27 protein-coding genes are annotated in these 24,545 nt (G+C 33.7%); 1 reads left to right on the forward strand and 26 read right to left on the reverse strand.

Annotated elements, in window-relative coordinates; all coding sequences use genetic code 11:
- Positions 1 to 38: 38 nt before the first annotated feature.
- A complete protein-coding gene (locus FS486_RS04350) occupies positions 39 to 1,289 on the reverse strand; it encodes a Y-family DNA polymerase (protein ID WP_144510218.1) in 1,251 nt (416 codons plus the stop codon).
- A 204-nt stretch (positions 1,290 to 1,493) separates the two neighbouring features.
- Here FS486_RS04350 and FS486_RS04355 point away from each other — a divergent pair, with 204 nt between their 5' ends.
- Positions 1,494 to 2,480, forward strand: a complete 987-nt coding sequence (locus FS486_RS04355) for a DUF2268 domain-containing putative Zn-dependent protease (protein ID WP_144510090.1) — start codon at positions 1,494 to 1,496, stop codon at positions 2,478 to 2,480.
- Positions 2,481 to 2,600: 120 nt separating this feature from the next.
- Here FS486_RS04355 and FS486_RS04360 read toward each other — a convergent pair whose 3' ends face one another.
- The 25 genes from FS486_RS04360 to FS486_RS04480 all read right to left on the reverse strand — a co-directional run bounded on the left by FS486_RS04360 (position 2,601) and on the right by FS486_RS04480 (position 24,410).
- The gene (locus FS486_RS04360; protein ID WP_144510091.1) at positions 2,601 to 3,128 is read right to left on the reverse strand and encodes a general stress protein; all 528 of its coding nucleotides are present in this window, start codon (positions 3,126 to 3,128) and stop codon (positions 2,601 to 2,603) included.
- Positions 3,129 to 3,223: 95 nt separating this feature from the next.
- Positions 3,224 to 3,523: a hypothetical protein gene (locus FS486_RS04365; protein ID WP_144510092.1), complete on the reverse strand. Its 300-nt coding sequence runs from the start codon at positions 3,521 to 3,523 to the stop codon at positions 3,224 to 3,226.
- Positions 3,524 to 3,554: 31 nt separating this feature from the next.
- Complete coding sequence (locus tag FS486_RS04370) at positions 3,555 to 4,100, reverse strand: ATP-binding protein (protein ID WP_144510093.1); 546 nt, start codon at positions 4,098 to 4,100, stop codon at positions 3,555 to 3,557.
- A gap of 168 nt (positions 4,101 to 4,268) precedes the next feature.
- Positions 4,269 to 4,757 (reverse strand): DinB family protein, encoded by a 489-nt coding sequence (locus tag FS486_RS04375; protein ID WP_144510094.1) that lies wholly within the window; start codon positions 4,755 to 4,757, stop codon positions 4,269 to 4,271.
- A gap of 123 nt (positions 4,758 to 4,880) precedes the next feature.
- The gene (locus tag FS486_RS04380; RefSeq protein WP_144510095.1) at positions 4,881 to 5,588 is read right to left on the reverse strand and encodes a DNA alkylation repair protein; all 708 of its coding nucleotides are present in this window, start codon (positions 5,586 to 5,588) and stop codon (positions 4,881 to 4,883) included.
- Between the two features lie 52 nt (positions 5,589 to 5,640).
- Complete coding sequence (locus tag FS486_RS04385; RefSeq protein ID WP_144510219.1) at positions 5,641 to 6,147, reverse strand: nucleoside deaminase; 507 nt, start codon at positions 6,145 to 6,147, stop codon at positions 5,641 to 5,643.
- Positions 6,148 to 6,625: 478 nt separating this feature from the next.
- Positions 6,626 to 7,663 (reverse strand): alpha/beta hydrolase, encoded by a 1,038-nt coding sequence (locus tag FS486_RS04390; protein WP_144510096.1) that lies wholly within the window; start codon positions 7,661 to 7,663, stop codon positions 6,626 to 6,628.
- 144 nt (positions 7,664 to 7,807) lie between these two features.
- Positions 7,808 to 8,737 carry a GNAT family N-acetyltransferase gene (locus FS486_RS04395; RefSeq protein ID WP_144510097.1) on the reverse strand — a complete coding sequence of 310 codons (930 nt, stop codon included), beginning with the start codon at positions 8,735 to 8,737 and terminating at the stop codon, positions 7,808 to 7,810.
- Positions 8,738 to 8,887: 150 nt separating this feature from the next.
- Positions 8,888 to 9,166 (reverse strand): CD3324 family protein, encoded by a 279-nt coding sequence (locus tag FS486_RS04400; protein ID WP_144510098.1) that lies wholly within the window; start codon positions 9,164 to 9,166, stop codon positions 8,888 to 8,890.
- 149 nt (positions 9,167 to 9,315) lie between these two features.
- The gene (locus FS486_RS04405) at positions 9,316 to 10,545 is read right to left on the reverse strand and encodes a transglycosylase SLT domain-containing protein (RefSeq protein WP_144510099.1); all 1,230 of its coding nucleotides are present in this window, start codon (positions 10,543 to 10,545) and stop codon (positions 9,316 to 9,318) included.
- Positions 10,546 to 10,892: 347 nt separating this feature from the next.
- Positions 10,893 to 11,324, reverse strand: coding sequence for a MarR family winged helix-turn-helix transcriptional regulator (locus tag FS486_RS04410; protein WP_144510100.1), 432 nt, complete (start codon positions 11,322 to 11,324; stop codon positions 10,893 to 10,895).
- Positions 11,314 to 11,595, reverse strand: a complete 282-nt coding sequence (locus FS486_RS04415; protein ID WP_144510101.1) for a transporter suffix domain-containing protein — start codon at positions 11,593 to 11,595, stop codon at positions 11,314 to 11,316. The genes FS486_RS04410 and FS486_RS04415 overlap by 11 nt, the downstream gene beginning before the upstream one ends.
- Before the next feature lie 159 nt (positions 11,596 to 11,754).
- A complete protein-coding gene (locus FS486_RS04420) occupies positions 11,755 to 12,378 on the reverse strand; it encodes a zf-HC2 domain-containing protein (protein WP_144510102.1) in 624 nt (207 codons plus the stop codon).
- Complete coding sequence (locus tag FS486_RS20270) at positions 12,368 to 12,574, reverse strand: sigma factor-like helix-turn-helix DNA-binding protein (RefSeq protein WP_222122575.1); 207 nt, start codon at positions 12,572 to 12,574, stop codon at positions 12,368 to 12,370. The genes FS486_RS04420 and FS486_RS20270 overlap by 11 nt, the downstream gene beginning before the upstream one ends.
- Before the next feature lie 135 nt (positions 12,575 to 12,709).
- The gene (locus tag FS486_RS20275; protein WP_222122576.1) at positions 12,710 to 12,877 is read right to left on the reverse strand and encodes a sigma factor; all 168 of its coding nucleotides are present in this window, start codon (positions 12,875 to 12,877) and stop codon (positions 12,710 to 12,712) included.
- An 867-nt stretch (positions 12,878 to 13,744) separates the two neighbouring features.
- Positions 13,745 to 14,167 carry an RND transporter gene (locus FS486_RS04435; RefSeq protein ID WP_144510104.1) on the reverse strand — a complete coding sequence of 141 codons (423 nt, stop codon included), beginning with the start codon at positions 14,165 to 14,167 and terminating at the stop codon, positions 13,745 to 13,747.
- 702 nt (positions 14,168 to 14,869) lie between these two features.
- Positions 14,870 to 15,157 carry a DUF2277 domain-containing protein gene (locus tag FS486_RS04440; protein ID WP_144510105.1) on the reverse strand — a complete coding sequence of 96 codons (288 nt, stop codon included), beginning with the start codon at positions 15,155 to 15,157 and terminating at the stop codon, positions 14,870 to 14,872.
- 160 nt (positions 15,158 to 15,317) lie between these two features.
- Entirely contained in the window at positions 15,318 to 16,565 is a 1,248-nt protein-coding gene (locus tag FS486_RS04445; protein ID WP_144510106.1) for a DUF4153 domain-containing protein, read from the reverse strand.
- 418 nt (positions 16,566 to 16,983) lie between these two features.
- Positions 16,984 to 17,994, reverse strand: a complete 1,011-nt coding sequence (locus FS486_RS04450; protein WP_144510107.1) for a DUF4822 domain-containing protein — start codon at positions 17,992 to 17,994, stop codon at positions 16,984 to 16,986.
- 37 nt (positions 17,995 to 18,031) lie between these two features.
- Positions 18,032 to 18,733 carry an ankyrin repeat domain-containing protein gene (locus tag FS486_RS04455; RefSeq protein WP_186321356.1) on the reverse strand — a complete coding sequence of 234 codons (702 nt, stop codon included), beginning with the start codon at positions 18,731 to 18,733 and terminating at the stop codon, positions 18,032 to 18,034.
- A gap of 730 nt (positions 18,734 to 19,463) precedes the next feature.
- Entirely contained in the window at positions 19,464 to 20,150 is a 687-nt protein-coding gene (locus FS486_RS04460) for a response regulator transcription factor (RefSeq protein ID WP_144510109.1), read from the reverse strand.
- The gene (locus FS486_RS04465) at positions 20,147 to 21,595 is read right to left on the reverse strand and encodes a sensor histidine kinase (protein ID WP_144510110.1); all 1,449 of its coding nucleotides are present in this window, start codon (positions 21,593 to 21,595) and stop codon (positions 20,147 to 20,149) included. Before FS486_RS04465 ends, FS486_RS04460 begins: the two co-directional genes overlap by 4 nt.
- Before the next feature lie 325 nt (positions 21,596 to 21,920).
- Positions 21,921 to 22,373 carry a hypothetical protein gene (locus FS486_RS04470; RefSeq protein ID WP_144510111.1) on the reverse strand — a complete coding sequence of 151 codons (453 nt, stop codon included), beginning with the start codon at positions 22,371 to 22,373 and terminating at the stop codon, positions 21,921 to 21,923.
- Positions 22,374 to 22,542: 169 nt separating this feature from the next.
- Positions 22,543 to 23,571, reverse strand: a complete 1,029-nt coding sequence (locus FS486_RS04475) for an ABC transporter permease (protein WP_144510112.1) — start codon at positions 23,569 to 23,571, stop codon at positions 22,543 to 22,545.
- A complete protein-coding gene (locus FS486_RS04480; protein ID WP_144510113.1) occupies positions 23,571 to 24,410 on the reverse strand; it encodes an ABC transporter permease subunit in 840 nt (279 codons plus the stop codon). Before FS486_RS04480 ends, FS486_RS04475 begins: the two co-directional genes overlap by 1 nt.
- Positions 24,411 to 24,545 lie beyond the last annotated feature (135 nt).

Genomic DNA, 24,545 nt, shown 5'->3' on the forward strand with positions numbered 1-24,545 from the left:
ACCAAAAAACCAAACGCATGAAACGTTTGGTTAAGCTATCATTTCTTATGACCACCAAGTAGACCGGCACGGGCTATAGCTGTCCCTGCTTCGGTATAGGATACTGCACGCAATATCGCAGTGGAACCATATTTACTTCGGAGTAAATCCATCGTTTTCCCCAATTCACGTTCTTTCCATTTATTTTCTTCAAATAGGCTGAGCTGCATGGAATGCTCTGGTTCCAAATTTGTAATGGAAATGGACAATTTTCGAACAGGGCGGTGATCGTAAAACTCGTCGAATATTTCCTCGCATACTTTATAAATAGGCATCGTGGCATTTGTTGGTTCATCAATGGAACGTGAACGGTTAAATCCCCCACCTAATGCACTGTTGCTGTAACCAACGGCAAGATGGATCGTTCTCCCGACCATTTCGGCCTCACGTGCACGTCTTGCTACGTCCTCACACATCTCTAGGACAACCGTCATAATCTCTTTTTTCGATCGGTAATCGCGAAACAACATTTGCCCCTTTCCATAACTGATTTGTCCCTCTGCTAAAGGTGCCCCTAGTTCCGAGTAATCGATTCCCCATGCATGATAAAACAGTTGATTTCCCATGATGCCAAATTTCTCTTCTAATATTGTAAGCGGCGTATGTGCTAACTGTCCCACAGTGAAAATTCCCATATTATTCAATGTTTTTTCTAGACGAGAGCCGATTCCCCACATATTGCTTAACGTAATCGGCCATAATTTTTGACCTACGTCTTTATATGCCCATTTTGCAAAGCCTGTTTTTTTCGCATCTAAATCTAGGGCTAGCTTTGCCATTAACATATTAGGCCCCATCCCAACCGCACACGGCAATTGAAATTGTTTATACAATCCGTCTTTTATCTGCTTGATCGTATTTTCAATGGGACCCCATAACTTTTCAGTGCCACCTAGGTCGACAAAGCATTCATCAACGCTATACACATGGATGGCTTCATTTGGCACAAATTGATTTAAATAGCGTGTTATTTCAGCAGAAACCCGCACAAAAAACTCCATTCTCGCTTCGATTAAACGAATAGACGGGTGATTGGGAATTTCGTATAATCGTGTTCCCGTTTTTACACCAAATTCTTTTTTCATCCTAGGAGAAGCGGCCAGTACTATGCCTCCCTTATGCTCTAAATCACCAACTACAGCAATTGGTGTCTCCTCCACATCTAACCCATTATCCACTGCTGCACAGCTTGCAAAAAAGCTTCGTATATCAATGCATATAATTTTTCGATCTTTTAAGCCTTCATGCATCATCTATCTTCTCCTCCGCAAAAGAACGTTTGTTCTTATTATATGCCGAACGTTTGTTTTTATTCAAGAAGGTTTTAATGGTAAAAGACCAAAATAATTGGAAAAACTAAGTTGTATACATATCAATAGTATGAAGTGGTTGAAATTTCAGATAAAATGGAATGTGAAGGAAATAAGACGATGTAGGAAAAGGAGAAGAAATTTGTGAATATCGCAAATAAAGCGTTAGTTTCATTTTGTATGCTTCTAGTAATTTTTATTTTATCAGCCTGTAAGCAAACCGAACCCTCTCACGAGAATAAAATTATGGAAAATGAACAACAAAATATAACCTATTCTTTTAAAAACCCCAATACGGGTCAAGAATTTAATATAATTCATGCATACACGCTCTATGAAAACTATTTTGAAACTGTAAAGGATAACCCAGATGAATCACCATATCAGTTATATAAACAAGTGGTTATCGAACCAGTATATGATGCATGTTTTAAAGATGCGGAATACGATAGATTTAGTGTATATGAATGGGCACCGGAAGAAAGTGATTTTAATAGTATCAAGAATCAAATTGAATCATTGGATAAAGAACATATGACCAAGTTAATTGAGGAATCCCTTGTTAAATCCTCAGACATACTTTCCTCAGATAAAAAAACAACCGTGTGTGTGTTTCCTGATATTGAAAGATTTCCTTCGGACATGATGACATTAGGAACAGGGAAAATGACAGTTTTACTCAGTGATCTTAATAATTATTTTGAATTGAGTGAGCTTGACAATTTTACTAAAGCTGGTATTTCCCATGAATATCATCATAGTGTTTGGACCGAAATGCATTATTCGAAGGATTATTTTTTTACAGTTTTAGATAATATAATTATGGAGGGGTCTGCCATAATGTTTGAAACCTTAATGTACCCGGATACAAACAGTACAGAATATGTGCTTGACGAAAGCTTTAACAAGGAATATTGGAGACAGATCGAAACATATCTTGAAAGTAGTGGTACCAATGAGTTTATATTAGGAGGCTCTAAAGGTTTACCTGACTATTATGGCTATAGTGAAGGCTATAAAATGATTAGATCTTACTTAAACTTACATCCCGATGCAACAGTAGAAGAATGGACTTCTAAAAGTCCAAGAGAAATTTTTGAAGAAGGGGATTACATGTCTAACTACGAGTAGATGGTTCTTCAATAAATAGACCATCGAAAAATGATGGTCTTGTACTGCTAAAGCACCCATTGAACACCAAACTATTTTTGTTCAGTCGGATAATCAATCAAATTAGCGATATCGATAATATTACTCTTTTAGTCCAACACGCTTAAAATCTTTGCTTAAAGAAGAAGGTTTAAATTTCATTGTTTTCATTAAATATCTAATGTCAGATAAATTATCATAGGATAATTGGATATAGAAATAATTAATAAATTCGAGTATAGCGAAAATAAATATAAATCCGCTGATTAACAATCCACTAATTGGTAGACTGGGATAGTGTAACAGTACATCGATAACAAATAAAATAATAGAAAAAATTATTATACCCACGTTTATTGTTTTCAATTTCCCCAGCAGTCTAACAGTTTTGATTGGAGTGATAGATGTGTTTTCAGTAATTAAACACTTCCATTTGGAATGCCAATAATAAGTTCCTTGAATGAGGATAAACTCCAATAAGAAAAAGGAAATCCAAAAAGAAAGAAGAGAATATAAATGCAGTGCAGGATATGTGTAATTAATTAAGAAACTTAGAGGTATGAATAAGATTAATGCAAAACTTTCCCCCGTATATAAATATTTTAACCTTTTTTCTAATCTGCTCTTCATATTTGCTCCTTTCTAGTCATTCTTCTTCAATAATTAATATTTATTTTCATTTAAGAAGGTTGAAAAGGACCATTTAAAAGAGCCTTGTTGTCGTTTTATTTTAATAAAGGACTCAATATAAATGGTGAGACTATTAATACAATAGAAACTAAAATTAGTGTTCGGGAAACAAGTTTAGGGAGCTTTACTCTGCCTTTCCCTTTATACCATCCTGAAAACTGCCACTTATTGCGATACATAATAAAGAGTAGCAACAAAATTGCTATTCCACCAAACATAAAATAATCTTCATGTACACCTACCCTTGTATACGTATTAATTATAATCGCTCCCCCTATAGCTCCGAAAAAAGTGAATATAAAAATTATACGTGTTAATTCTAGTAAAGTTCTCATCTATACTCCTCCCTTGCAAGATAGTTCCAATTCACTTTCTGAAGCTCATTTGTTCAAGGTATTCTAAAGTGATTTTTACTCTTTCTTGTACTGTATGATCTCCTTCAATTCTCAACACTGGACAAGTTAAATCGTCCATCCAACTTTCGTGCAGTATTCTACTTCTAACTTCCATTCCCCCATGATCATATAAGGAAGCCCAATCCATGAACTCCATGTATTGTTCATGTTTGCTGCCTCCAGCTAATATTTCTTTGCCATATCTATGAAACTCTCTTTGCTGCAGCCTTTCCATACGAATATTTTGTGGAATCCATAAAAATATTACCAAATCAAAATAAGATTTAAAACAGTCTCCCCATCCACATAGAGCTCCTGATAGAATAGATCGCTCATACTTTGATAAGTCTTCTTTCAACATTTTCTTTCTGTTCTCTACTTCTCTTTGGTCGGTAAATTTATTCAACCAGAAATAATTATCTGTGTCGAGATGGGAATAACGTAGTTCATTTGATAATGATTCTCCCAATGTAGATGTCCCCGAACCAGCAGCACCGAAAATATGTATTTTTTTCATTTTTCGCCCTTTCATATTAAATTAGTTAGAAATATTGAAATAAGCTCCAGTCACCTAAAATAGAAAATTATCATTAAAAAATATAATTAAATGAACCTGTTTTGAAAATCGATTGATCAAAACAGGTTCATTCCTATGAAGCATTATAATTGGTAATCTAATGACGCTTTAAAAGCTGCGTTTCCCTACCCAGGCTCCTTGCATTTTACAAAGGAATACAATTTGCCCGATATGATAGGCGTTGTGCATTGCTAAGCTCTTCAGTTCAATCACTAATGGATTGTCATCGGGAATCGGCCTATACAAATCTTCTAGTTCTGATTTTGTTAATATTTTTGCTAATTCACGATGAACAGAAAAGTATTCTTGTTTTGTTTCCTTCCAATTTGAAAAGGTCTCCGTTGGTAATCGATATGTAGCGTCATTATTTTCTGCTTTTGGTTCATTAGCTGTTTCACCAAGAAAGCGTAACAGAATTCTCTTTTCATAGAAAAGTAAATGACAAACTAATTCCCAAATGGAATGTGCCTCCTCAACTGGTTTCCAAATTGCCTGTTCCAAAGTAATATTCTCAAGTACTTTTTCAAGCGGTGGAAACCATTCTTCTTTATCTAAGCAGCTTTCCCATTGTTGTAACAAAAGTGTCCTTACATCCATTTTCTATCCCCCAATTTTATTGAGTAAAATCCACTATTGATGTATTATTCTGCCATAATTTAACCATCTAATTAGCTGAAATATGTGTTACATTTTTTACATGTTTCTCTGGGTGAGACAAGTTTAACAACGAACATGCTTACGTTTAAAACCAAGCCTTCCTTTATCGACTACTTTTTGTATATTTTCATAAGCATTTAGGAAACTACTTTTTTTCGTGTCCCGTTTGACTTCGACAATACCTATTTCTTTAGCAGTCTCGATAGCTTTTTCATGGAGCGGTATGTAGGAAACTCCTACCGTGTATAGAAAGTTATTCATGGCGGATTTTGTACGTTCTGGTGAATCATGTATCGTATTTTTCACTATATCAAGCATATTAGAAATTTTACTCTCTGAAAATTCCACGTCTTTTCGGTTCCCTAAAAGCCAACAGTAGCAACTCCAGCCTGCAGACATTCTCAAGTCTTCACCGCTTGTAATCCATTTATCAGAAACTTCTTGTGCAATATCCGACTCTGATAAAGTAACAGCCACTACAAAATCGGATAGCATATAAAAGTAAGCTGTATCCATCCAACGATCATAATCCGACTCAGTCATAGCATTTGGATCTGCTATAATGCCCGCAAAATACATTGCATCGTAATTTCCAGTAGCATAAAGCTCTTCGGCTAATGACTGATTTATTTTTATTTTCTTTGAGATTGGTTTCATAGCGCCGGTGGCCACCCCAAAAAGCGGTTCTTGTGCTCCATTTGATACGTATATTTTTTTTGTTCGTTCCTTGCCCAAAGCTTCAAGCTCTTGCATAACCATTTCCAAATTCATCGTTTACACTTCCTTTTATGGAGTTAATATCGAATAAGTTGCTTAAGTAACCCTATTTTACTGTTTCTCGTAAGTTTATAACATTATTCGGGTTCATGGCCCATTTGTTCATCAGCTCTTTTTGCCAGTTTTTTAGATCTTCATATGGTTCTACAACCATTTCAACTCTATCAAACCTTTCATCGAAGACCTTTGTATCCTTGATTTTTCTATAACCGCCAAATCCATCCTCATCATTGAGAAGCCAAACTACTCTTTTAATATTGGCAAATAGAATCCCACCCGTACACATTGGACATGGCTCTAATGAAGAATAGATAGTGAACTTTTCTTTTTTTATTTTTGCATTAAATATGGCTTCCCCCGCATTTCTAATAGCATCAATTTCCGCGTGGGCAGTTGCATCGTTAGACGGATGCACCCTATTACGTCCTCTTGAAATTAAGTTGAAGTTTTCATCAACGATTACTGCACCTACAGGATATGTATTTTCCTTTAGCGCTTGCTCCGCCTCTTCCAAAGCCATTTCTAAAAAGAACCTATCCTTATCTATATCCATCATTCTACCTCCAATTTTATACTGGTGTGTTTTCAAACTATACTAGCGTGTCAACTACGCTTGTAGACATAGAAAAGCAGCAACACAGTGGATGAAAATTGTTTCAATAAAGCGATAAAATATATTAAACAAAAAACGTAAAAGGATAGAAGATATAATAATCATCTACATAGTAGACTAAGGAATGCCATAAAAGATATGTTATACCGCATATTACGATTGATGTGATGATGGGCACTATATAATACTTGTGTTTTTTTAATAATCCAAGGCTTACTGCTATTCCAAGTAACAAAACAAAAATAGTGGGCAATAATATATATAAACCTACAGAAAAGCCTCCAAGAAAACTGATGAAGTAGAGTATTAAAGCAATAATATAGAACCTAATTGCCACTTTCGTCATTGGTTTCATAACCCCCAGTTTCGCATTAAGAACAATCTGTTCGTATATTACTAAGTTCAATAAAATGATTGATCAGTTATATTCATTAACAAACGTTTCGGTCATCCATTTATAAAATTTTTCTTTTTCTTCAAACTGTGGATAATGAGCAGATTGCTCAAAAGAAATAAATCCTTTTTGCTTAGCTACAATCGTATCAAAATAGTTTTTTGCTGCATCTGATGAAGTCATGAAATCATATTTTCCCATAACAAAATAGAAGGGAATTTTAAGTTCAGTTACGATAGATGGTAATGGATTTTCTAATATATCCGGTAACAACTTCTGTTGAGTAAATCTCATCCCATAGTTATAACGAAAGACATCTAATAAATTATACTCGCTGCTTAATAAGACGCTTATATTGTCACCTGGATCATCAATGAGTCTTGCAGAACCGCCATACTTCATAACATAATTTCTTGGAGTAACCATATCTCCGTTTTTAATCTGTTCAGACAATCCACGCAAATATAAAACATCCTCACTGTTCCCAACCTTTTGAGCTTGATCAATAACGTAGGACAAACTATGCAGCTCGCTTTCACCGGTATCGCTCATCTGCCCGATACCAATGTATGCTTCGTATTTTTCAGGAGCTTTATATGCTGCTTGCATTCCAATATATGTGCCAGCAGAATGACCCATTAATATTACCTTTTCTGTTTTAAGCCTTTCTGATATGTAATCTGTCAGAGCTAATAAGTCCTCTACCAATAAATCTGTTGAAAGATTAGAATAGTCCTCAAAAAAATGATATGATTTACCACTTGCTCTTTGATCGTAATGGACGACAGTGAAATTGGTTTCAAACAAGTCTTGATATTGCTTTACATATGGAATTTCAGGGGTTCCAGGTCCTCCATGTACAACAATAATAACTGGATTGTCTTTATTCTTTCCACGTATCATAATTTCGTGTAAACTTTTGTTAATTTCCACTTGTTCTAATACACTAATACTATTATTACCTTCTATTTGCTTAGTCCACGTGGGAGAAAAAAGTGCTACTATTAGCAATAATATAATGAATAAACTGAAAATTACAGCTAATTTTTTTAGACCTTTCATATGACACATCCTCTATACTTATATTTATATATAAATATAGCAAATGAACAATGAATGTTCGCAAGTCCCAAGGATGAATTTATATACGTCTCAAGTATGAGAGATTAAACACTTGTCGTCGACAACTATAATCACAAGCATCGATTAGTTTTTATTTAAATCATAATACGCCGCCATTAGTTCTTCTATTGGAACATTGTCTATTTTCATTCCAGTTACATCACTCGCTTGTATTTCAATATTTCTAAGATTACAGTTAATAAACTTACTTCCACCTAGATCACATCTTTCAAAGAAGATTGGCTTATTTTCCTCCCCAAGATTTGTATCCATGAATTTAACCCCACTTAAAGTGACATGTATCATATCCGTATTTGAAAAATTTAAATCGGCAAAGAGTGAATTTTTGAGATTGATATTATGGAACTTTGAATAGCTAAGATTACAATTACTAATATGATTATACATTAGATTACTGTTACTAAACGAACTTACTTCTAAATTAACGCGATAGCACTCTGTATTTGTCATGTCGCAATTCTCGTATTGACTACTTGAAATATTTTTATTTTCAACTAAGCTTTCTTTTTCTAATACAGTTTCGATTTTCTTCAGGTACCCATATTCCTCTTCAGTTATAAATGAGGTTCTATAACCCATTTTTTCGTAAAAATAATGATTACTAATTTGTCTGCTTGAGGTCTCAAGGTCCCAAGTCCTTACATTGGGAAACTCTTCCTCTATTAAATTTATAATTGTTGAACCGATTCCTTTACCTTGATAGTTAGGTTCAACGAAAATTCGGTCTATTCTTCCGTAATTTTCTCCAGAAATAGTTATTATAATTCCACCTATGATTTCTTTGTCCAATAAGACTTTAAAATATTCTAATTCCCTAATCATGTACTTAGTCATTTCAATAGAAGAATATCCTGGTGGCTGCAAGTTGAAATCGATTACTTTGTCTTGATTTGGAAGCCATTTTTTTACTTCCAAATCAAAAGTCCTCTTCATAATTTCTGTTAATTTTTCAGCATCTATAATACTTGCCTTTTCAATGGTTATAAACAACATTTTAAAATTCTCCTTTATAAAAATCTTCATTTTCTCCTAGCATTTACAACAGTTGAATAAATTATATCTAACTAAGTATGCGAGAAAAACCTTATACTTATTTCATAAAAAAGAATAAGCCAATGCAGTATAAAACCACATTGACTCAATTCAAAAGCTTGTTCTTTTTTCTTTTAGTACAATTCTTTGAATACTTTTAGATGACAAATAATATTTTCTACCCAAAGTATCTATATCCATTCCCGATAGATAATCCTTATAAATACTTGAATTTCTTATATCCAATTCTCGTCTTATAGCAGTAGAGGTTCCCCATCCCTGTTTATTATCTTTTTTTCTAGGAATATAAATATATTCACCGTCAACATATTTTTGTATTAACTCAATCAACTCAGCTGGTAATAGATTATGTGCTTTTTTATAGCTCATTTATTGCACTCCTAATTATTTTTATTATCTTAGGAAGAACAAAGGCTATTTTCTTTTATTTTGCAATAGCCTTTGCTATGCAAAAAAAATATTTCTTCTCATACTATCAATCCTCCTTGGGTTTTTGTTTGCTTATCAATGTGTTATGTTTACTGTGCTAGTAATGCCAGCTTGCTTTTAGATGGTGTTTCATATTTTATATTTGTAGACTTCTGAATGTAACTCTCTCCACCTACACCATATAAACCACCCTGATCACTCTTATAGCTATAAACTCGATATTCTTCCCCTTTTTTCAAAGAACGGACCGTAGTCAGTGAACCATTACTCTCCATTTTGACTAAGTTTGTATTTGATAGAATAGTAACTTTTCCGATTTGCCCAATTTTTAGTTCCGTTTTTCCCCACATCACTTTTACAGGTGTTCCACCTAGCTTCTTCGTAATATATGCAGAGGAAATATAACCTGCTAACTTTTGATCCTCCGTTTTAACTGGGTACCATACAAATTGATTTAAACTTGTCGAAGACTGGTCATATACGAAATTCCCTTCAATAGTCAAAGTAGTATTTCTAGTTAAGTTTTTTGCATTTGAAGAGGTGCTAGGTTGTGATCTTAATTTTACGATGTCTTCTGTTATCGATACCTTGTCTCCTTTTTTGAACTGATAGGCAGTGGTATGCATAGGAGACGTTAATGTATATTCCTTCCTTTGGAAAGCAATATTTTCACTACTGCTACTGTTATAATCGAAATCAGCCGTACTGAAAGAAAGCTGCCCTAATTTCGTGCCATTTAGGTAACTATCTTTTTCAATAAAAGCAAACACTTTTTCTTGGTAAGCCTTTTCATTCCTCAAACCAGTAGACTGATAGAGAGGACTATTAACAGGCTTTGTACCATTATAAGCCATAACTGGGAAGTACCAATTTTCGATTACTTCTGGTCCAGCTCCTTTGATTTTAGGCAAATCTGTACGATGATACATACCGCTAAGAATTTCAATGCCTGCCTGAATATTGTAGTTAATATCGTATTTTAATCGTTCTTGATCATAGCTTGATTGATTCGTAATTTGCATAAGTCCAATACCCTTGTCAGTTGAAATTACAGGCTGACCATTTTCATCAAACTGTTTCCATGCTCCATTTTCTCTCGAAGCAACTGCTTTAACCACTTCAGGAGGGATTTTTGCTTCTAAAGCCGCATTCGTCAGTAAGCAGTTCATTTGTTGAAAAGAAGGATTTTGGTTTGGCTTTATTTCACCATAGGATGAACATTTAGATGTCCAAGTTTGTTCAGCGAAAGCATCTTCAGAAGACCATCCCAACAGCATGAAACAGGTTAAGAGACCTGCTCCTAATTTGATTGATTTCATTCTCTTATTCTCCATTCTGTTTTTATTTACTCTAAAAAACTATATCTGACTTTACGTTACTATTATCAACTTTTACTCTATTAAAATATCATAGAAATCCCTTATTCTTGTTCAAAAACTTTATCTACTAAACTAACTTATTCAGTATCGTTCTTAACACCACCTTCTTATTCTGAATTATCCCTCTCTTTAATACGTTTGTCACTCTCAAAGGTTCCAGTATTAAGTAAATTATCCATTTGAAATTAAGTAAATTCAAGCTAAGAGCCTTACTACATTCTATACGTAGCAAGGCTCTTTACAGTTGTTCAAATTATAAACGAACGATAGTTACATCCATATAATCACTACAGTTTATCAAATACTTTTGTTAGCTTTTGAAGGGCGGATAAAAAGTTTGTTAATTCTTCAGGTGATAAAATTGCATAATAGTTTTCAGAAACCTGCTGCATAAATCGTTCCGTTTCTTTTTTATATAGCAATCCTTTTTCGCCTAATTCAACTGAAATTATACGCTTATCTTCTGAATGTTGCTTTCTATAAATATAATTCTCAACCTCTAGCTTTACTAACTGTTGGCTAATAGCACTTTTTGTAATATTCATTTTTTCTGCTAATTCTGTAGGAGTGGATGATGGATACCGAATTATTAATGTTAATAGTGAATATTGCTGATTATTTAATTGGAAATTCGTATAACTTCTTTCTTTTGCTTCTATTAATAGCCATAATTCTTCCAGTGTTTGATTGATTTCCTCAGGTAAATTTTCATTTTTCATCTTTTCTTCTCCAATTTTTTGGATTTAACTTACTTTTATATTTAGTCACTACTTCTTTCCCAACAAAAGCTGCACCTATTAAAAACAAAATTTCTCCCACTACTATACAAACTGTAATAATAGTCGCCTTTATATGGGTTGGAAACGGGGTAAATGGTACGATAGCAATAAATCCCCATAATATTGGATAAAGGACTAGAAGCCCTATTCCAAGTTTAAAAAGGAATGGTTTCTTTTGCTTATCTCCGTTAGAAACTAGATCATTTTCCAATTTCAACACTCCTTGGTTTAGTTAAGTTAACTAAACTATATACCAAAGGATAGTTGTTTGCAAGACGTAAAATTCATTTACTAAAGTAGATGAAGAGCTGCTTGAGCAGCTCCATTATTTTCGGGTAATGCTGGATTTCTATCTTAACTTATTAATTTATTAAACCGCATTAATATTAATAAAACCACCTTTTGGAGCTTTTATTTCAATAAAATACTTTTTATTCCCCTTCAATTCCTCTAATTTAACACTTTTTCCAGGAGGTATTAGAATTTCATCGATAATTAACTTCCCCTTTTCATCTTTTACCCTTAGTAACACATCACTTTCACTGTTCGCATCATTTACAATTTCCTTCTTCCAAAAAAGTCGATCATATATTAAATAATCATGTTCGTTAAAGTGGAAATCGGAAAAGCTAATATTATGCCATTCATCAATACTATCTTCTATTTTTACAACTCCACTGAACTTTGGGAAAAAGTATTGCTTAACAACTCCTACTTCTTGCACGACGAGAGAACCAATTATACAAATTATAAAGCTCAGCACGATAGCTGCAATCACTTGAAAACGTCGCTTTTTATTAATGCGTTTAAACGGTTCCTTCGCAGCTTTTATATTTGGTTCGACTATTTGTACTGTCGGCTGTTGCATCATTTCCATAGTAGTTCTACACTTTTGGCACTGTTCTATATGTTTTTCTACTGCTGTAACCGTTTCTTCACTACAAATACCATCAATATAGGATGGTAATAAATCCTTTATAATATTACAGTTCATCCAAATCCATCCTTTCTGCTAGTTTGCATTTTGCCCGGTAATATGTAACTCTTGCCCAGTTTTCACTTCTCTCAAAGATGTCCCCTATTTCCTTAAAACTTAAATTCAGTGTTGTTCGAAGTAAAAATATTTCAGCATATGGCTCCCGTAGTTGTCGAATTTCTTGATGAATTGCATATAATGTATTTTCTTTCATCAGTGCAATATCAGGTAAATCCTCGTTTGAGCGTATATCTATACCAGTTTGTGTTAAATAATCTATGCTCGTATGACTACGGTGTTTTGCCTTTTTTAAATAATCATAATAGCTATGTTTCGCAATTTGACATAGTCAGACCGAAATTTTGCATTCACCATTGTACCGATGAATCGATTTGACAGCTTGATAAAATGTTTCCTGGGTTAATTCCTCTGCTAAATCCTCACTTGATGTTAAACAAAGTAGAAAACGTTTTACTTCATTTGCATAGGATTTATAGACTTTACTCAAATCCTCCACTAGCTACCTCCTCTCTTTTCTCTTAGCCCTGATACTCATATATAGAATGAAATCGATATTCGTTACAAAAACTATATAAATTTTATAAATCAAAAAAGTATATTATGTATGGAAATTCCATTTCATAATATACCTCTCGACATAAAATAATAATTCTGTTCAGCTTAAAACATCAATCTTTATAAGCAATCGACTAACCAATTTGAATCTTTTCAATTAATGAGGAATGTTGACCTTAAAGGAAATAAAATAACCGTACCATCGGAAGGTGACTATTATATTTATGAAATTATTGCAAATTGGCCTGAAGGAAAAATAACTTATGTTTTTGATGTTGAACCATCATTCTTAGTAAAACAAAATATTAAACAAATATAAAAATCAATAAACTGATTGTAAATAATAGATAAGCACCCTGAATTATCATATACATTCTAAATTCGAAAGTTGAAAGTTTTCGTTGTTTTTTGGTTTTTACTAGATGCCGAGAATAAAAACCAGAAGTGATAAGTAACAAACCAATAGAAACAGCACGTAAAATTTCTGCGAAGATGATCATACAAACCAGCCCTTTCATAATAAAATCAAATCCTGTTGTGTACCTAACACTAAGTTTTTATAGATGCTTTATCCAGAACTGCCATACTATCTGATAATATACTCTATATAGTTTATTGCTTTGACTATTCTCCTGTTTTTGGGACCCCCCATGTATCGTAATACTGTCCATCTACTACTATAGGATCAAAACCTAATTTTTACTCTATTTATTAAACTTCCATGCTTAAAAATGGTTATCTTCAAATAATTCGTTTTTCTCAACCACCTATTAGCTAATAAAATATCTTTTCAAATACTTTTAACCAGCTATTTTTTTGTATTCTTGCGACGTTCAAGCAAATAGAGTACTAAGTAAGAAACTATTAAGCCTACTCCAATTAGAAATGCAATAAAGAAACCAAATATCCCTAGAAAACCGACCCAGCCAATAGTGAATGTTAGGAAAAATAGTACATAATAAAAACCAGCTATTATTATTGCTATAGGTACATTAAAAGGAAATAATCGTTTCCAACCCAAAGCTAAAAAAGATGACATAAAAAGGATAACAACTGAAATGATTGTATGTAAAAAGCCCCAACGTATTCCTGCTCGAGACTGACCTTCTTCACCATAAATAGTTTGTGTATTTAAGTCATATAGCGTAATTAAAGCTGTAACAATACCAGCCAATACAATGGTTGCGAAAGCAACCCAGTTTATCGTTTTTAAAATGTTTTTATTTTTCATTTTGTCTCCCTAAAAAAATTTAAACTCCTTATTCAACTAAATCTTTTATTTGTTATTGAACGATAACGGATTAGTAATATCCATTTTGATGGTTATATTGTAAAATTTCTGGTAGAACATCTGATGCAGCTGAATTCTAGTTTAAAGTCTTTTCCTTTTCTTTTAAATTTTTTTAGCCAGGTCAACGTATCCCTGAATGAGTGAACTTCCTAAAATTAAAATTGCAAAGGATACACAAAAGTCCCTTCTTGCCCGCTGCACACCTTTATCGCTTCCATCCCTTTTTCTTCAAGATCTTAATACATTGTTATACGTATATCCTCCCTAAAAAGTTTCAATAGTTAGTTTTTTTGTATTTATATTACACATTGTTTTCATGTCTATTTAGAGTCAATTTTAAACTGTTGTATATTAAGAAAGCTTTGTGCGGATATTGAAAACAGAAAAATTTTTATGAGAATAAAAAGAGAAGTGTGTCGTTCACTTATGACAAACATTAATAGAAAAAAGAGAGAGGACTCATCAGTAGTAGATAAATTCTCTCTCTTTTTAAAGTTGTTTTTCTACATTTTGATCAAAATTGTTTCTTCCTAGGCAGATTCAAGTTGATTTACATAAAAAAGTTTAATCATTTTCTAGTTATGTAGTTCAACAACCCCTCCAAATTATGAAATAATAAAAAAAACAAATGCTCACTTTTTTCTATTTTTGAGTCCTCTCATCTGTTCCATACCTTTCAGCCGCTCTAATACGAGCACGCTCAGCTTCGACTTCACGATTCCGTGGCTCGCTACTCGTTACTAGTGTGTTCATTAGTTCACTAGAAACCATTGCAATCTCATTGACTGCACGTATAAATGCCTCCTCATTTACCTTTGAGGGCTTGTTATAACCCGTTATCTTTCTGACGTATTGAAGTGATGCTGCATGAATCTCATCTTCGGTAGCTGGTGGGTCGAAATTAAACAATGTTCTTATATTTCTGCACATAACTGAATTACTCCTTTGGTTTAGAATATTGTTGGTTTTGAAAAATTTTAGTGATAACAACCTCTCTATTTATAGGATAGAGACATAAAAGCAACATAATATCGGTACAAAAGTTATACGTTATAGTAGATTAACTTTTCGTTACATGAACTTAGCCTTTCTAATTAAAAATTATAGGAAAAGTAAATATTACGAGAGCTGCCCAAAGTCCATAGATCGGCAAATACTTAGTAACAGCATCTTGGATAATTGAAGGGCCGGATTTGTTTTGTAGAAAACGGATATAGGAGATCATAATCCAAATTAGATTTGCCCAGATAAGTATGTTTACTCCTAAAACAGCAAGTCTATTAGGCGTAATCCCATAAGAAGAAAGTCTGAACACAATGGCTGACAAAGCCACACTGTCAATGATAAGCGCAAGAACAATTAAGGCAAAATTTATATAATCCGAAATGTTCTTTTTCTCGTCTGAGTCACTCTCGATAATGGAGAATATGGTAACGACCAATACACCAAGGAGTATTCCGTTAAAGGCAATCAGGAAATTGCGGTCTAAGAATGGATTTTTTCCTACCCATATAACCGTTATAAGATAAACCAATAATGTGACCAAGACAAGGGGACTGAAAATTTTAGCTATATATGGTGTAATATTCTTAGCAAGTTTAAGATTCATTGATACCAGATATACAGCCACGATAGCGAGAGCGGCAGCACCAAATAAAACGACATTACTAAAATAGAAGTCTTCTATATCCAAGCCAACAAAACTAAATAATCGCATGGTTAATGCTGCTAGTATTATTCCGCAAACTGCCATGCTTGCGTAGAGAATACAAAATTCCAAATTAAATTTAATATAAGCTAATCTTTTACTGCCTTTTGAATATTCATTTCCTGTAAACGCAAGACCTACCAATATCCACAAGAATATAGGGAAGTGTAAATAAGCAAGAATAATACTGTCTTTATAATTTAATGGCAGCATATTAAGATAAAAACCGGAAGCTAGGAACAACGTTGCAATAGAATAAATCACACTTTTTTTCGGAGTATTATTGTAAACAAAATAGGCAGCAATAAATGGAATTATACCAAAAGCCAGGTTGATTGGAGCAATTGCCTCCTGTTCGACAAAATGGAAAATGATTCTGGTACTTATCCCGGCTAGCATGGCTAAAATGCCCATGAATAAGAAACCTTTTTGATGCAAGGAAGATTTTTCTGTGTTTGCCGTCTCTTTGAAATGCAATCTTTCATTCCAAACCCCAAGAATGTGGGAATCAGGATGTTGTTCCCATGCGTTTGAGAATGATTTTTTAAAAGCTTTTGGATCGTTTCTATACATTCTCTCCAACTCATGAGGATCATTAATATTTCGAATGATCAAATTGCTAGTGTCCATAGTTATACCTCCCCTAATAATTGTTATATTAATTTTTTTCAACTGGAATGTTTAACTTTCTTCTTCGCTTTTGTTTCAATATAGCGAGGTTCGCCATTGTTATTCACTTCAGATAATAGCTATTTTTAAAACTAGTTGTTACTTTTTCCACAAAAACCTCCTCAATTATTTATCTTGATTTTATTTTAATATTTGTTTTATCGTTTTACAATAATTTTTTATTAAATTAGAAAAAATTTTTATCGCAGGTTTTTGTTATAAGCAGTTAACTCTTTTCATCAAACACAATTGTCATTTATATTATTACGCTGTCTTTACAAAAAATACTTATCCTCGCTTGTAGAAGAGAGATACTTATATAGCTAAACACGACGCAAAAAAGAGAATGGACTTCACCATTCCCTTTTTGAAACTAATCTTATTTAACATTTTGTGTTTGCGTAAATTTTGGATTGAAATCTCCTTTATAAGGTTCATGCTCAACGAATACAGTTATATCCTTGCCATCTTTGTCCTTTCCAGTTCTTTTATACGTAAATTTATTCTTATTAAGTTCGGTAAGTTCAAGAGCAGCACCATACTTATTTTCTCCAAGTGAGACATGGGCTCTTACTTTATTTTCATGTACGATATCAAAGTAGCCATAATCACCGCGGCTTTCACCTGTTTCAATATTGAAAAATTCATATTTATTTGTTTTGTCATCAAATTTTGCCAGACTTATAAACATTGAATTATACTCTGTTACATCACTGCCGTATTCATCTAACACCTTTGTTCCGTTCCATAGGGTACTTCCTAAAATTTTATCTCCATCAACATCTTTAACAATGTCTCCTGTGGTAGCGTTCAAATCTTTGGCCGGATCAGTAAAGGAAATCTCCTTTTCTTTATAAGGAATATGTTCAACGAATACCTCTACGTCATTACCAATAGCATCTTTTCCCATTCTTTTATAAGTAAAAATATCTTCATTTAGCTCTGTAATATCAACAACAGCTTGGTAATTTTTCGATTCTGAAATTAATATTCTCTTCTCCCCATCATTAGTGATAAAGAAAGTACCTTTATCGTCACGACTTTCACCCGTTTGTGCATCAAAAAATTCGTATCTTCCTGTTTTTACATCATATTTCGCAAGTCCAATGAAGTTTGCATTTTCCTTTGTTAAGTCATTCTTATCTTTGTCATATACTTTAGTTCCTTGCCAATTTGTACTACTAAGAATGTTTGCTATCTCTTGGCCTCTAGTCAGTTGGTTCTCGGATTGCTTTTCTTTATTTGAGTCTTGTGATTTATTCGCTTGTGTTTGTTCTGTTTTTGTTTCTTTCGTTTGTTTGCCTGCGTTGTCTGACGTATTTGAGTTACACGCTGTTAATGCAAGTGTCAATCCTAATAAAGGTATTAATATCTTTGTTTTTTTATTCATACTGTTATCTCCTATTTCATCGTTTTAATGAACCTTGTTATTTTGCCCCTGCTTCTGTTAATATTTTCACAATCTCTTTAAACCCCTTTTCTCTTGCATGTTGTAAAGGAGTTACATTATTTCTATCTGGAATGTTCACATCCGCTCCATGATCGATTAACAATTGAATGGTTTGTTGTTGTCTTTCATCCCCATTATTTAACACAATTGCTTCCATTAATGCAGTCCAACCGAGATTATTTACATGATTTACATCAATATCGGTCTCGGTGAGTAGTTCCTTGATGATATCTATAAATCCATGTTCTGAAGCAGGAATCAGTGCAGTTCCTCCATATCGGTTAGTAATAGCCGGATCGGCATCTGCTTCAATCGTAAGCTTAAGAATTTCAACGTATCCTTCTGCTCCTGCATATAAGAAAGGATTGTTTTGCATGTTATCTTGAATACTAACGTCAGCACCTGCCTTAATTAAAACTTTAGCGGTTTCGACATCATTATTATAAGTTGCAATCATAACAGCAGTTCGTCCTTCTGAGTCCTTTGTATTTATATCTACGCCTTCTTCGATTAATGTCTTTATTCTTTCCGTTTCCTTATGTTTTGCGGCTTGAATTAATTGTTCATTCATTTTTACTTCTCCCTCCTTTCCCTGTCTATTTGGTTCTGAGTCATTATTTGAGACACATCCTTGAAGGAGGATAATGACACCAATCATAATGGATAGCCACCCACGCATTAAATTCACCTGCCTATCGCATATTATTTTTTTGCAACAAACTGTAAATGAAATGACTCAAATCTACTCAATGAACTTAGTTACTACTTCTCTTATGTTAGTCGTCAATTATAAACTCCCTCTAAATAATTTCTTAAAAAAATATAAACTTTATCTTAAAAGTTCTTCATGTTTATAAGAAAAACCAGGCAAAAAGACGCTCCGTTCTTTACAAACTCAACACAGATATACCGTTGATTTCCGCTCCGGGTGGACGCTTTTTCGTGGGCACGGCTTCTATCTCCTCTTCACTTCGTTCCTGCGGGGCTTTCAGCTCGTGCTGTTCCACTGGAGGCACCACCCTTTGCTCCAATCAACCTTTACAAAACGGGTAATGGAAAACAGGATCAGCTAAATAAAGCAGGACTACATGAAAAACGTCCAGATGAAATTAACGCTAATAATAAGGAAAACCTTATTATCTAAACACTATGCTTTGCCAATCATCTAATGAAGTACTACTCATTCTTGTTTTTCGTTACAGATGGCGACTCTAGCAGGGTTAGAGAGACAGGTGAAACATCACAGACGACCTGAAGGGGCGGTGGTGGTTCATCGCTCCGTCCGGAACGGAAATCAGTAGTATTACTCACTTTTAAGAGTATTGAACTATTCTCCATACATTTTTATAAACTTTCCTATCTAAAAAAGAACCGTCACCTTTGTGACGGTTCGAAAACACAATATTGTATTAAACGTTGAATCGGTATCCGGCTCCCCAAACGGTTTCCAAGAATTTAGGCTGAGCAGGGTCTCGTTCAATTTTCCCACGAATTTTCCTAATATGAACGGTGACCGTTGAAACATCAGCTGCTGACTCCATCCCCCAAATCTTTTCATATAGCTGTTCTTTGCTCAATACTTGGTTTGGATGCATCACTAGAAATACTAACAAATCAAATTCTTTTGTTGTAAATGGAATTTCTTTTGCGTCTATATAAACTTTACGAGCTGACTTATCTATTGAAATTCCATGAACGAAAATAGTATTTTTATGCGTTTGATTGCCTGCTAAGCGTTCATAACGCTCTAAATGAGCTTTTACCCTAGCTACTAGCTCACTTGGACTAAAAGGCTTGGTAATATAATCATCTGCTCCTAATCCGAGACCCCGAATTTTATCAATATCTTCTTTTTTAGCTGATACAAACAAGATAGGAATATTTTTAACGGAACGTATTTGTTTACATATCTCAAACCCATTTACTTCTGGAAGCATGATATCTAAAATAATTAAATCAAAATGCTCCTTGAGAGCCATTTGAAGTCCTGCATCACCAGTATGTTGAATATCAACGTGAAAGTTATTTATTTCCAAGTAATCCCTTTGCAATTCTGCTATGCTAATATCATCTTCAATAAGTAATATTTGTTTCACGTTTTTTCCCCTTTCTTTAAGGAAAAGAAAATACTCGTGCCTTTACCTAACTCACTAGTAACCCAGATTTCCCCGCCATGTTCTCCAACAATTTTCTTTGCGATTGCTAGTCCTAAACCGCTTCCTCCTGTTTGAGAGTTTCTCGACTGTTCTGCACGATAAAAGCGATCAAAAATATGTGGTAAAGCTGAAAGTTCTATCCCTTGTCCATTATCTGTTACTTGTACAACTACATCATATAATTGTTCCTGAACAGTAATAGAAATATACTTTTTGTCTTTGTTCATATATTTCACGCAATTGCTCATTAAGTTTGCCAAAACCCGTTTTAATTTCTCCCGATCTGCTGTCACGTAGATTGGCTTATTTAAAAGGTGTACCTCTACATGAATACCTTGCTGAAGTAAATCTAAATAAAGTTCTTCTACGTAGTCTCGCATATACTTGTCTAGTTCGACAGTTTCAAAATGGAAAGGCTCTTTTTTTAAATCAAGCTTAGAGAACAAGAACAGTTCATCAATTAATGCATCCATATCTTTTGCTTTTGAGTACACAGTCGTTAAATACTTTTCCATTTTCTGCGGAGTATTTGCTACACCATCTTTAATCCCCTCTACATATCCAATAATAGAAGTAATAGGTGTCTTTAAATCATGTGAAATATTAGACAGCAGCTCTTTTCTATTTTCTTCATACTGAATCTGAAGACTGACTGATTCTTTTAATTTAATTCTCATTTCCTCAAATGCCCGATTTAATTGTCCGATTTCATCATTCGAACTTGCCTTGATTTCAAAATTCAAATCCCCAGATTTTATTCTTTCTGCGCCTTCTTTAAGAATGGAGATAGGCATAATAATGCTACGTGAAACTAAATAGTTCAATATACCAACAATCATAATAAATAAAAATAGTAAAAGTCCCGTTAAAATTGGAAATAACTCTCGAATGATCTCTGCAGATGAACTTGCTTTTCTTAATACGAAAATACTTCCTTTACTTTTATCTAAAAAATAAAAATCAAACTTCACATACGTAAAAAAGTAGTTGTTTATTTTAATCGTATCGCGCGAATTGATATTTGTTTCTTCAAACCCTGGAAGGGATTTAACCAATGCTTGTTTGTCAAGAGCAGGAGAAGCATACTCGACTTTTGAGCCTTTTCTAACAACAATCTCGATTTCCTCTTGTTCAATCATCTTGAGCTCTTTTTCATTAAGAAGCTGCGTAGGATTTTTTTTAGCAAGGAGCTTTAAATCGAGAAAAACACTTTCTTCTACTGTTGTCAAAGGCTTTTGAACATACGTTTTTGTGTAAAGATGTTCGATAGATTTTGCATCACCTGTAATGGCAAAAACAATTAAAAAACCAGCTGCCAATAATAAAGTGATAGAAAAAAGGAGCACTCCAACATAAGACAATAGAAATCTCATTTTAATTGACATTTTTTTCACTCACTCTGTTTTAAAACTTTACCAGATCATTCCCAATTCTTTCATATGGAAGTTATTTTCAACACATTATTAAAATAAAGAAGATCTTTTCCTAAGATATTAAAAGAACTATAGCACACAAATATTAAAACTTTCTAAAATAAATATGAAATATTTCTAAACTGCTTATAATAATAATTAATAAAATAATTCTATTTACTCTGCATTTTTTTAAACTTCTTTAGTACGAATGAAAAATTAGAGAAGAATCAATGTTGATTAATCACTAGGTTGCATCAAATTGAAAACTTGATCGTACCTAGAGATTATTGCCAATTTATAAACTATTTAGAACATCCGAGATTTTTTCCATTATTTCCCTGCGGACAATAATATTCCAAATAATAAAAGTGGTGAAGAACAAACAAAAGAATGCCATACATAATTTCAAGTTTTTAATCGGTTTATGAGGGTTGTAAAATAAGAAAGTTAAGACCGCTAGAAATATGGAGAGTAGATGTATGTCGAGTTTCCACAAGTAATGCGCTTTATTAATTGGTAATAGTAACTGTATCGCTTGAACTGATTTAGCTTGCACATCATTTATTTCTTTTTTTAGAACTCCCCTTTCAATTGTCAAAGACATCGTTTCTTCATCTAAGTCATAATGATAACCAGTTAAATTGAAGTCGGTAATCATTGTAAAAATTAAAAGCATACTTACGAAAGAAAAATAAACAACTAAGGGTAATGATATTTGATTAAACTTATGAATGACTACCACTCCCAATCGACATACTTTTCTAAAAATTCTAGTTAATATGTATACGTACTTATCGAACAGTAAGTTTCAATAATCAAAAATATATACACGGTACTACTATAATATGCTTTGCGTATGAAATAACTGAAGAATATTTTACAAAATCTACAATAAAAACTGCAGGCAATTATTCCACCTACAGTTTCTCTTCTGCTTCACGAAGCATTATCAATTTTTCTTGCATCTGTTGTCTATTCCACTCAATCGTTTTATCTGGTACAAATGCGACTTTTTTGCGCTTCGGAATTTTCACTTGGCCACTGACCGCTCTTGTGTAACCCTCAATCATTGCAGCAACAGCTAAAATTACAAGTGCAAAGCAAATTGCGGGAGCGAGTGGAAGCCAAGGAACCCCTTGTAAATAACGAAAAGATGATCCGAAGAGTCCTGCCCATTCATAGGCAATCGATTTCGGCGGATCTCCAAACATGGGATCATAGCTGACTTTCGTTCCCCCGATAAATAATTGAAGCAATCCTAAATGAGTGAATACCACTAATGATTCCACCACTTGCTGGCCATATAAAACAAATAATTTCTCTCTCATCATTGGGAACAGATGTCGAATAATAATTCTACGTCTGCTAGCACCAAGCGTTTTGGACGCTAGGACGTACTCTTGGTGATACAGTAAATTCGCTTCATTTCCTATTAAAGAAGCAACAATTGGCACTGTAATAATCGCCATTAATACTATTTGAATCACAATACGTTCCCATACAGTTGTAGTGAAACCTTCCATCGGCTGCCATAAAATGGGGTACAACATAAGAAAGGAAAAGATAGTCATAGGTACGTAATGAAGTGGATCAATAAAACTATTGATCAGTGAACGCTTCTTTTTCCAGTATACCCCTATTGCAAATCCAAGGGGGACTGCAACAAGCATACGAACAGCAGCCACGCCCATCGCAGCGATAATCGTGTATTTTGCACCTAGCATGATTTTCGCGAGCATATCATAGCCATACTGGTCTGTTCCAAGTGGATGCATCCAACTTGGTGAAAGTGGAGCAGCTTCTACTAATCTTCCATTTTCGTAGACAAAAAATGTCTGTTTCGGATCTGGTCCAAAAATCCATTCAAACACAAAACTTCCTACTAAGAAGAAGGCAATTACGATAAATCCAAAAACAAAATAAGGCTGTTTCCAAACGGCTTTCACTAGAATGCACCTCCTCGATTCAAGCGTCGTAAGAAGTACCACTCCCCAATGCTATACATCAAGAAAACAGGAAAGAAAAAACTACAAATAGCTATTAAAAATAAGTCTCCCGATAAGTTTTCGCTTAAGTGAAACATAATACCAGGCATATTGAACATTCGTTCTAAGATGAATAAGTTCGAGAGCATGAACCACATCGTCTTTTTTGATTGAAAAAAGATGCTTATAATTGCATTTCTAAAAATATGTACTAGTAAAATAATTAATTTCTTAAAACCAAGAGATTTTGCAAGCTCTACATACATTTTTCGTTCTTCAGCTTCAAAAGTCAACATGCTTAAACGATAGAGTTGAACCATCGGCAAGATCATCAAACAAAAAACAGGTAGCATATAAATCTTTTCTCCACCGGTTACTGCAATTTTTGACACGAAAATGCCGGTATTTTTATGGATGATAATAACCGTCAGCTGGACAAGTAAAATGACTAAAATATCGGGTAATGATTCCAGAAAGAAAAAGATCGTTTTAATTCGCTGCCTTGTACGTTCTTTAAAGAGCATCGTAATAATTGTAAAAAAAAGTGCTAAAACAATAGCAATGATTAGCGCAAGGAATAATATCTCTAAAGAATAGCTTATATACTCCCCAATATGCTGACCATTATACTGTTCAAAAAAATCTGTAAGTGGAAAGAAAACTAACAAATGCTCTCCATATTCTTGCCACCAAAACTCCCCTTGTTGCAAACCAGTGATCAATATTGGTAGTCCACTTATAAGCAAAATACCAATAAAGGCTACAACCAATTGAAGCACCCATTTTGAAAATCCTTTCACAAATAATCCCCCTGCTGTCTGAAAATCATGATAGAATTATCATAACATAGTGAAAAGGAATGAAAAGAGAAATTTTGGATATTTCTATCAAAGGTCATGTGAACGATAGAAGCATTTACAATAGATTACATCCTG

It is taken from the genome of Bacillus sp. FJAT-22090, from assembly GCF_007676755.1.
Taxonomy (GTDB): domain Bacteria; phylum Bacillota; class Bacilli; order Bacillales_A; family Planococcaceae; genus Psychrobacillus.

Bases quoted from the DNA above. Each gene is read 5' to 3' on its own strand.
- FS486_RS04410 (WP_144510100.1), bottom strand. From the start codon at position 11,324: ATGAAAAATGAAAATTTACCTGAGGAAATCAATCAAACACTGGAAGAA.
- FS486_RS04440 (WP_144510105.1), bottom strand. From the start codon at position 15,157: ATGTGCAGAAATATAAGAACATTGTTTAATTTCGACCCACCAGCTACC.
- FS486_RS04370 (WP_144510093.1), bottom strand. From the start codon at position 4,100: ATGAAAAAAATACATATTTTCGGTGCTGCTGGTTCGGGGACATCTACA.
- FS486_RS04400 (WP_144510098.1), bottom strand. From the start codon at position 9,166: ATGAGCTATAAAAAAGCACATAATCTATTACCAGCTGAGTTGATTGAG.
- FS486_RS04385 (WP_144510219.1), bottom strand. From the start codon at position 6,147: ATGGATATAGATAAGGATAGGTTCTTTTTAGAAATGGCTTTGGAAGAG.
- FS486_RS04420 (WP_144510102.1), bottom strand. From the start codon at position 12,378: ATGAACTGTAATATTATAAAGGATTTATTACCATCCTATATTGATGGT.
- FS486_RS04365 (WP_144510092.1), bottom strand. From the start codon at position 3,523: ATGAGAACTTTACTAGAATTAACACGTATAATTTTTATATTCACTTTT.
- FS486_RS04390 (WP_144510096.1), bottom strand. From the start codon at position 7,663: ATGAAAGGTCTAAAAAAATTAGCTGTAATTTTCAGTTTATTCATTATA.
- FS486_RS04435 (WP_144510104.1), bottom strand. From the start codon at position 14,167: ATGAAAAATAAAAACATTTTAAAAACGATAAACTGGGTTGCTTTCGCA.
- FS486_RS04465 (WP_144510110.1), bottom strand. From the start codon at position 21,595: ATGTCAATTAAAATGAGATTTCTATTGTCTTATGTTGGAGTGCTCCTT.
- FS486_RS04395 (WP_144510097.1), bottom strand. From the start codon at position 8,737: ATGTTGTTTATAACCATTGAAAAGGCAAGTATTATAGATGCTGAAAAA.
- FS486_RS04455 (WP_186321356.1), bottom strand. From the start codon at position 18,733: ATGCGTGGGTGGCTATCCATTATGATTGGTGTCATTATCCTCCTTCAA.
- FS486_RS20270 (WP_222122575.1), bottom strand. From the start codon at position 12,574: ATGAAAGAAAATACATTATATGCAATTCATCAAGAAATTCGACAACTA.
- FS486_RS04380 (WP_144510095.1), bottom strand. From the start codon at position 5,588: ATGAATTTGGAAATGGTTATGCAAGAGCTTGAAGCTTTGGGCAAGGAA.
- FS486_RS04360 (WP_144510091.1), bottom strand. From the start codon at position 3,128: ATGAAGAGCAGATTAGAAAAAAGGTTAAAATATTTATATACGGGGGAA.
- FS486_RS04450 (WP_144510107.1), bottom strand. From the start codon at position 17,994: ATGAATAAAAAAACAAAGATATTAATACCTTTATTAGGATTGACACTT.
- FS486_RS04405 (WP_144510099.1), bottom strand. From the start codon at position 10,545: ATGAAATCAATCAAATTAGGAGCAGGTCTCTTAACCTGTTTCATGCTG.
- FS486_RS04445 (WP_144510106.1), bottom strand. From the start codon at position 16,565: ATGGACACTAGCAATTTGATCATTCGAAATATTAATGATCCTCATGAG.
- FS486_RS04375 (WP_144510094.1), bottom strand. From the start codon at position 4,757: ATGGATGTAAGGACACTTTTGTTACAACAATGGGAAAGCTGCTTAGAT.
- FS486_RS04350 (WP_144510218.1), bottom strand. From the start codon at position 1,289: ATGCATGAAGGCTTAAAAGATCGAAAAATTATATGCATTGATATACGA.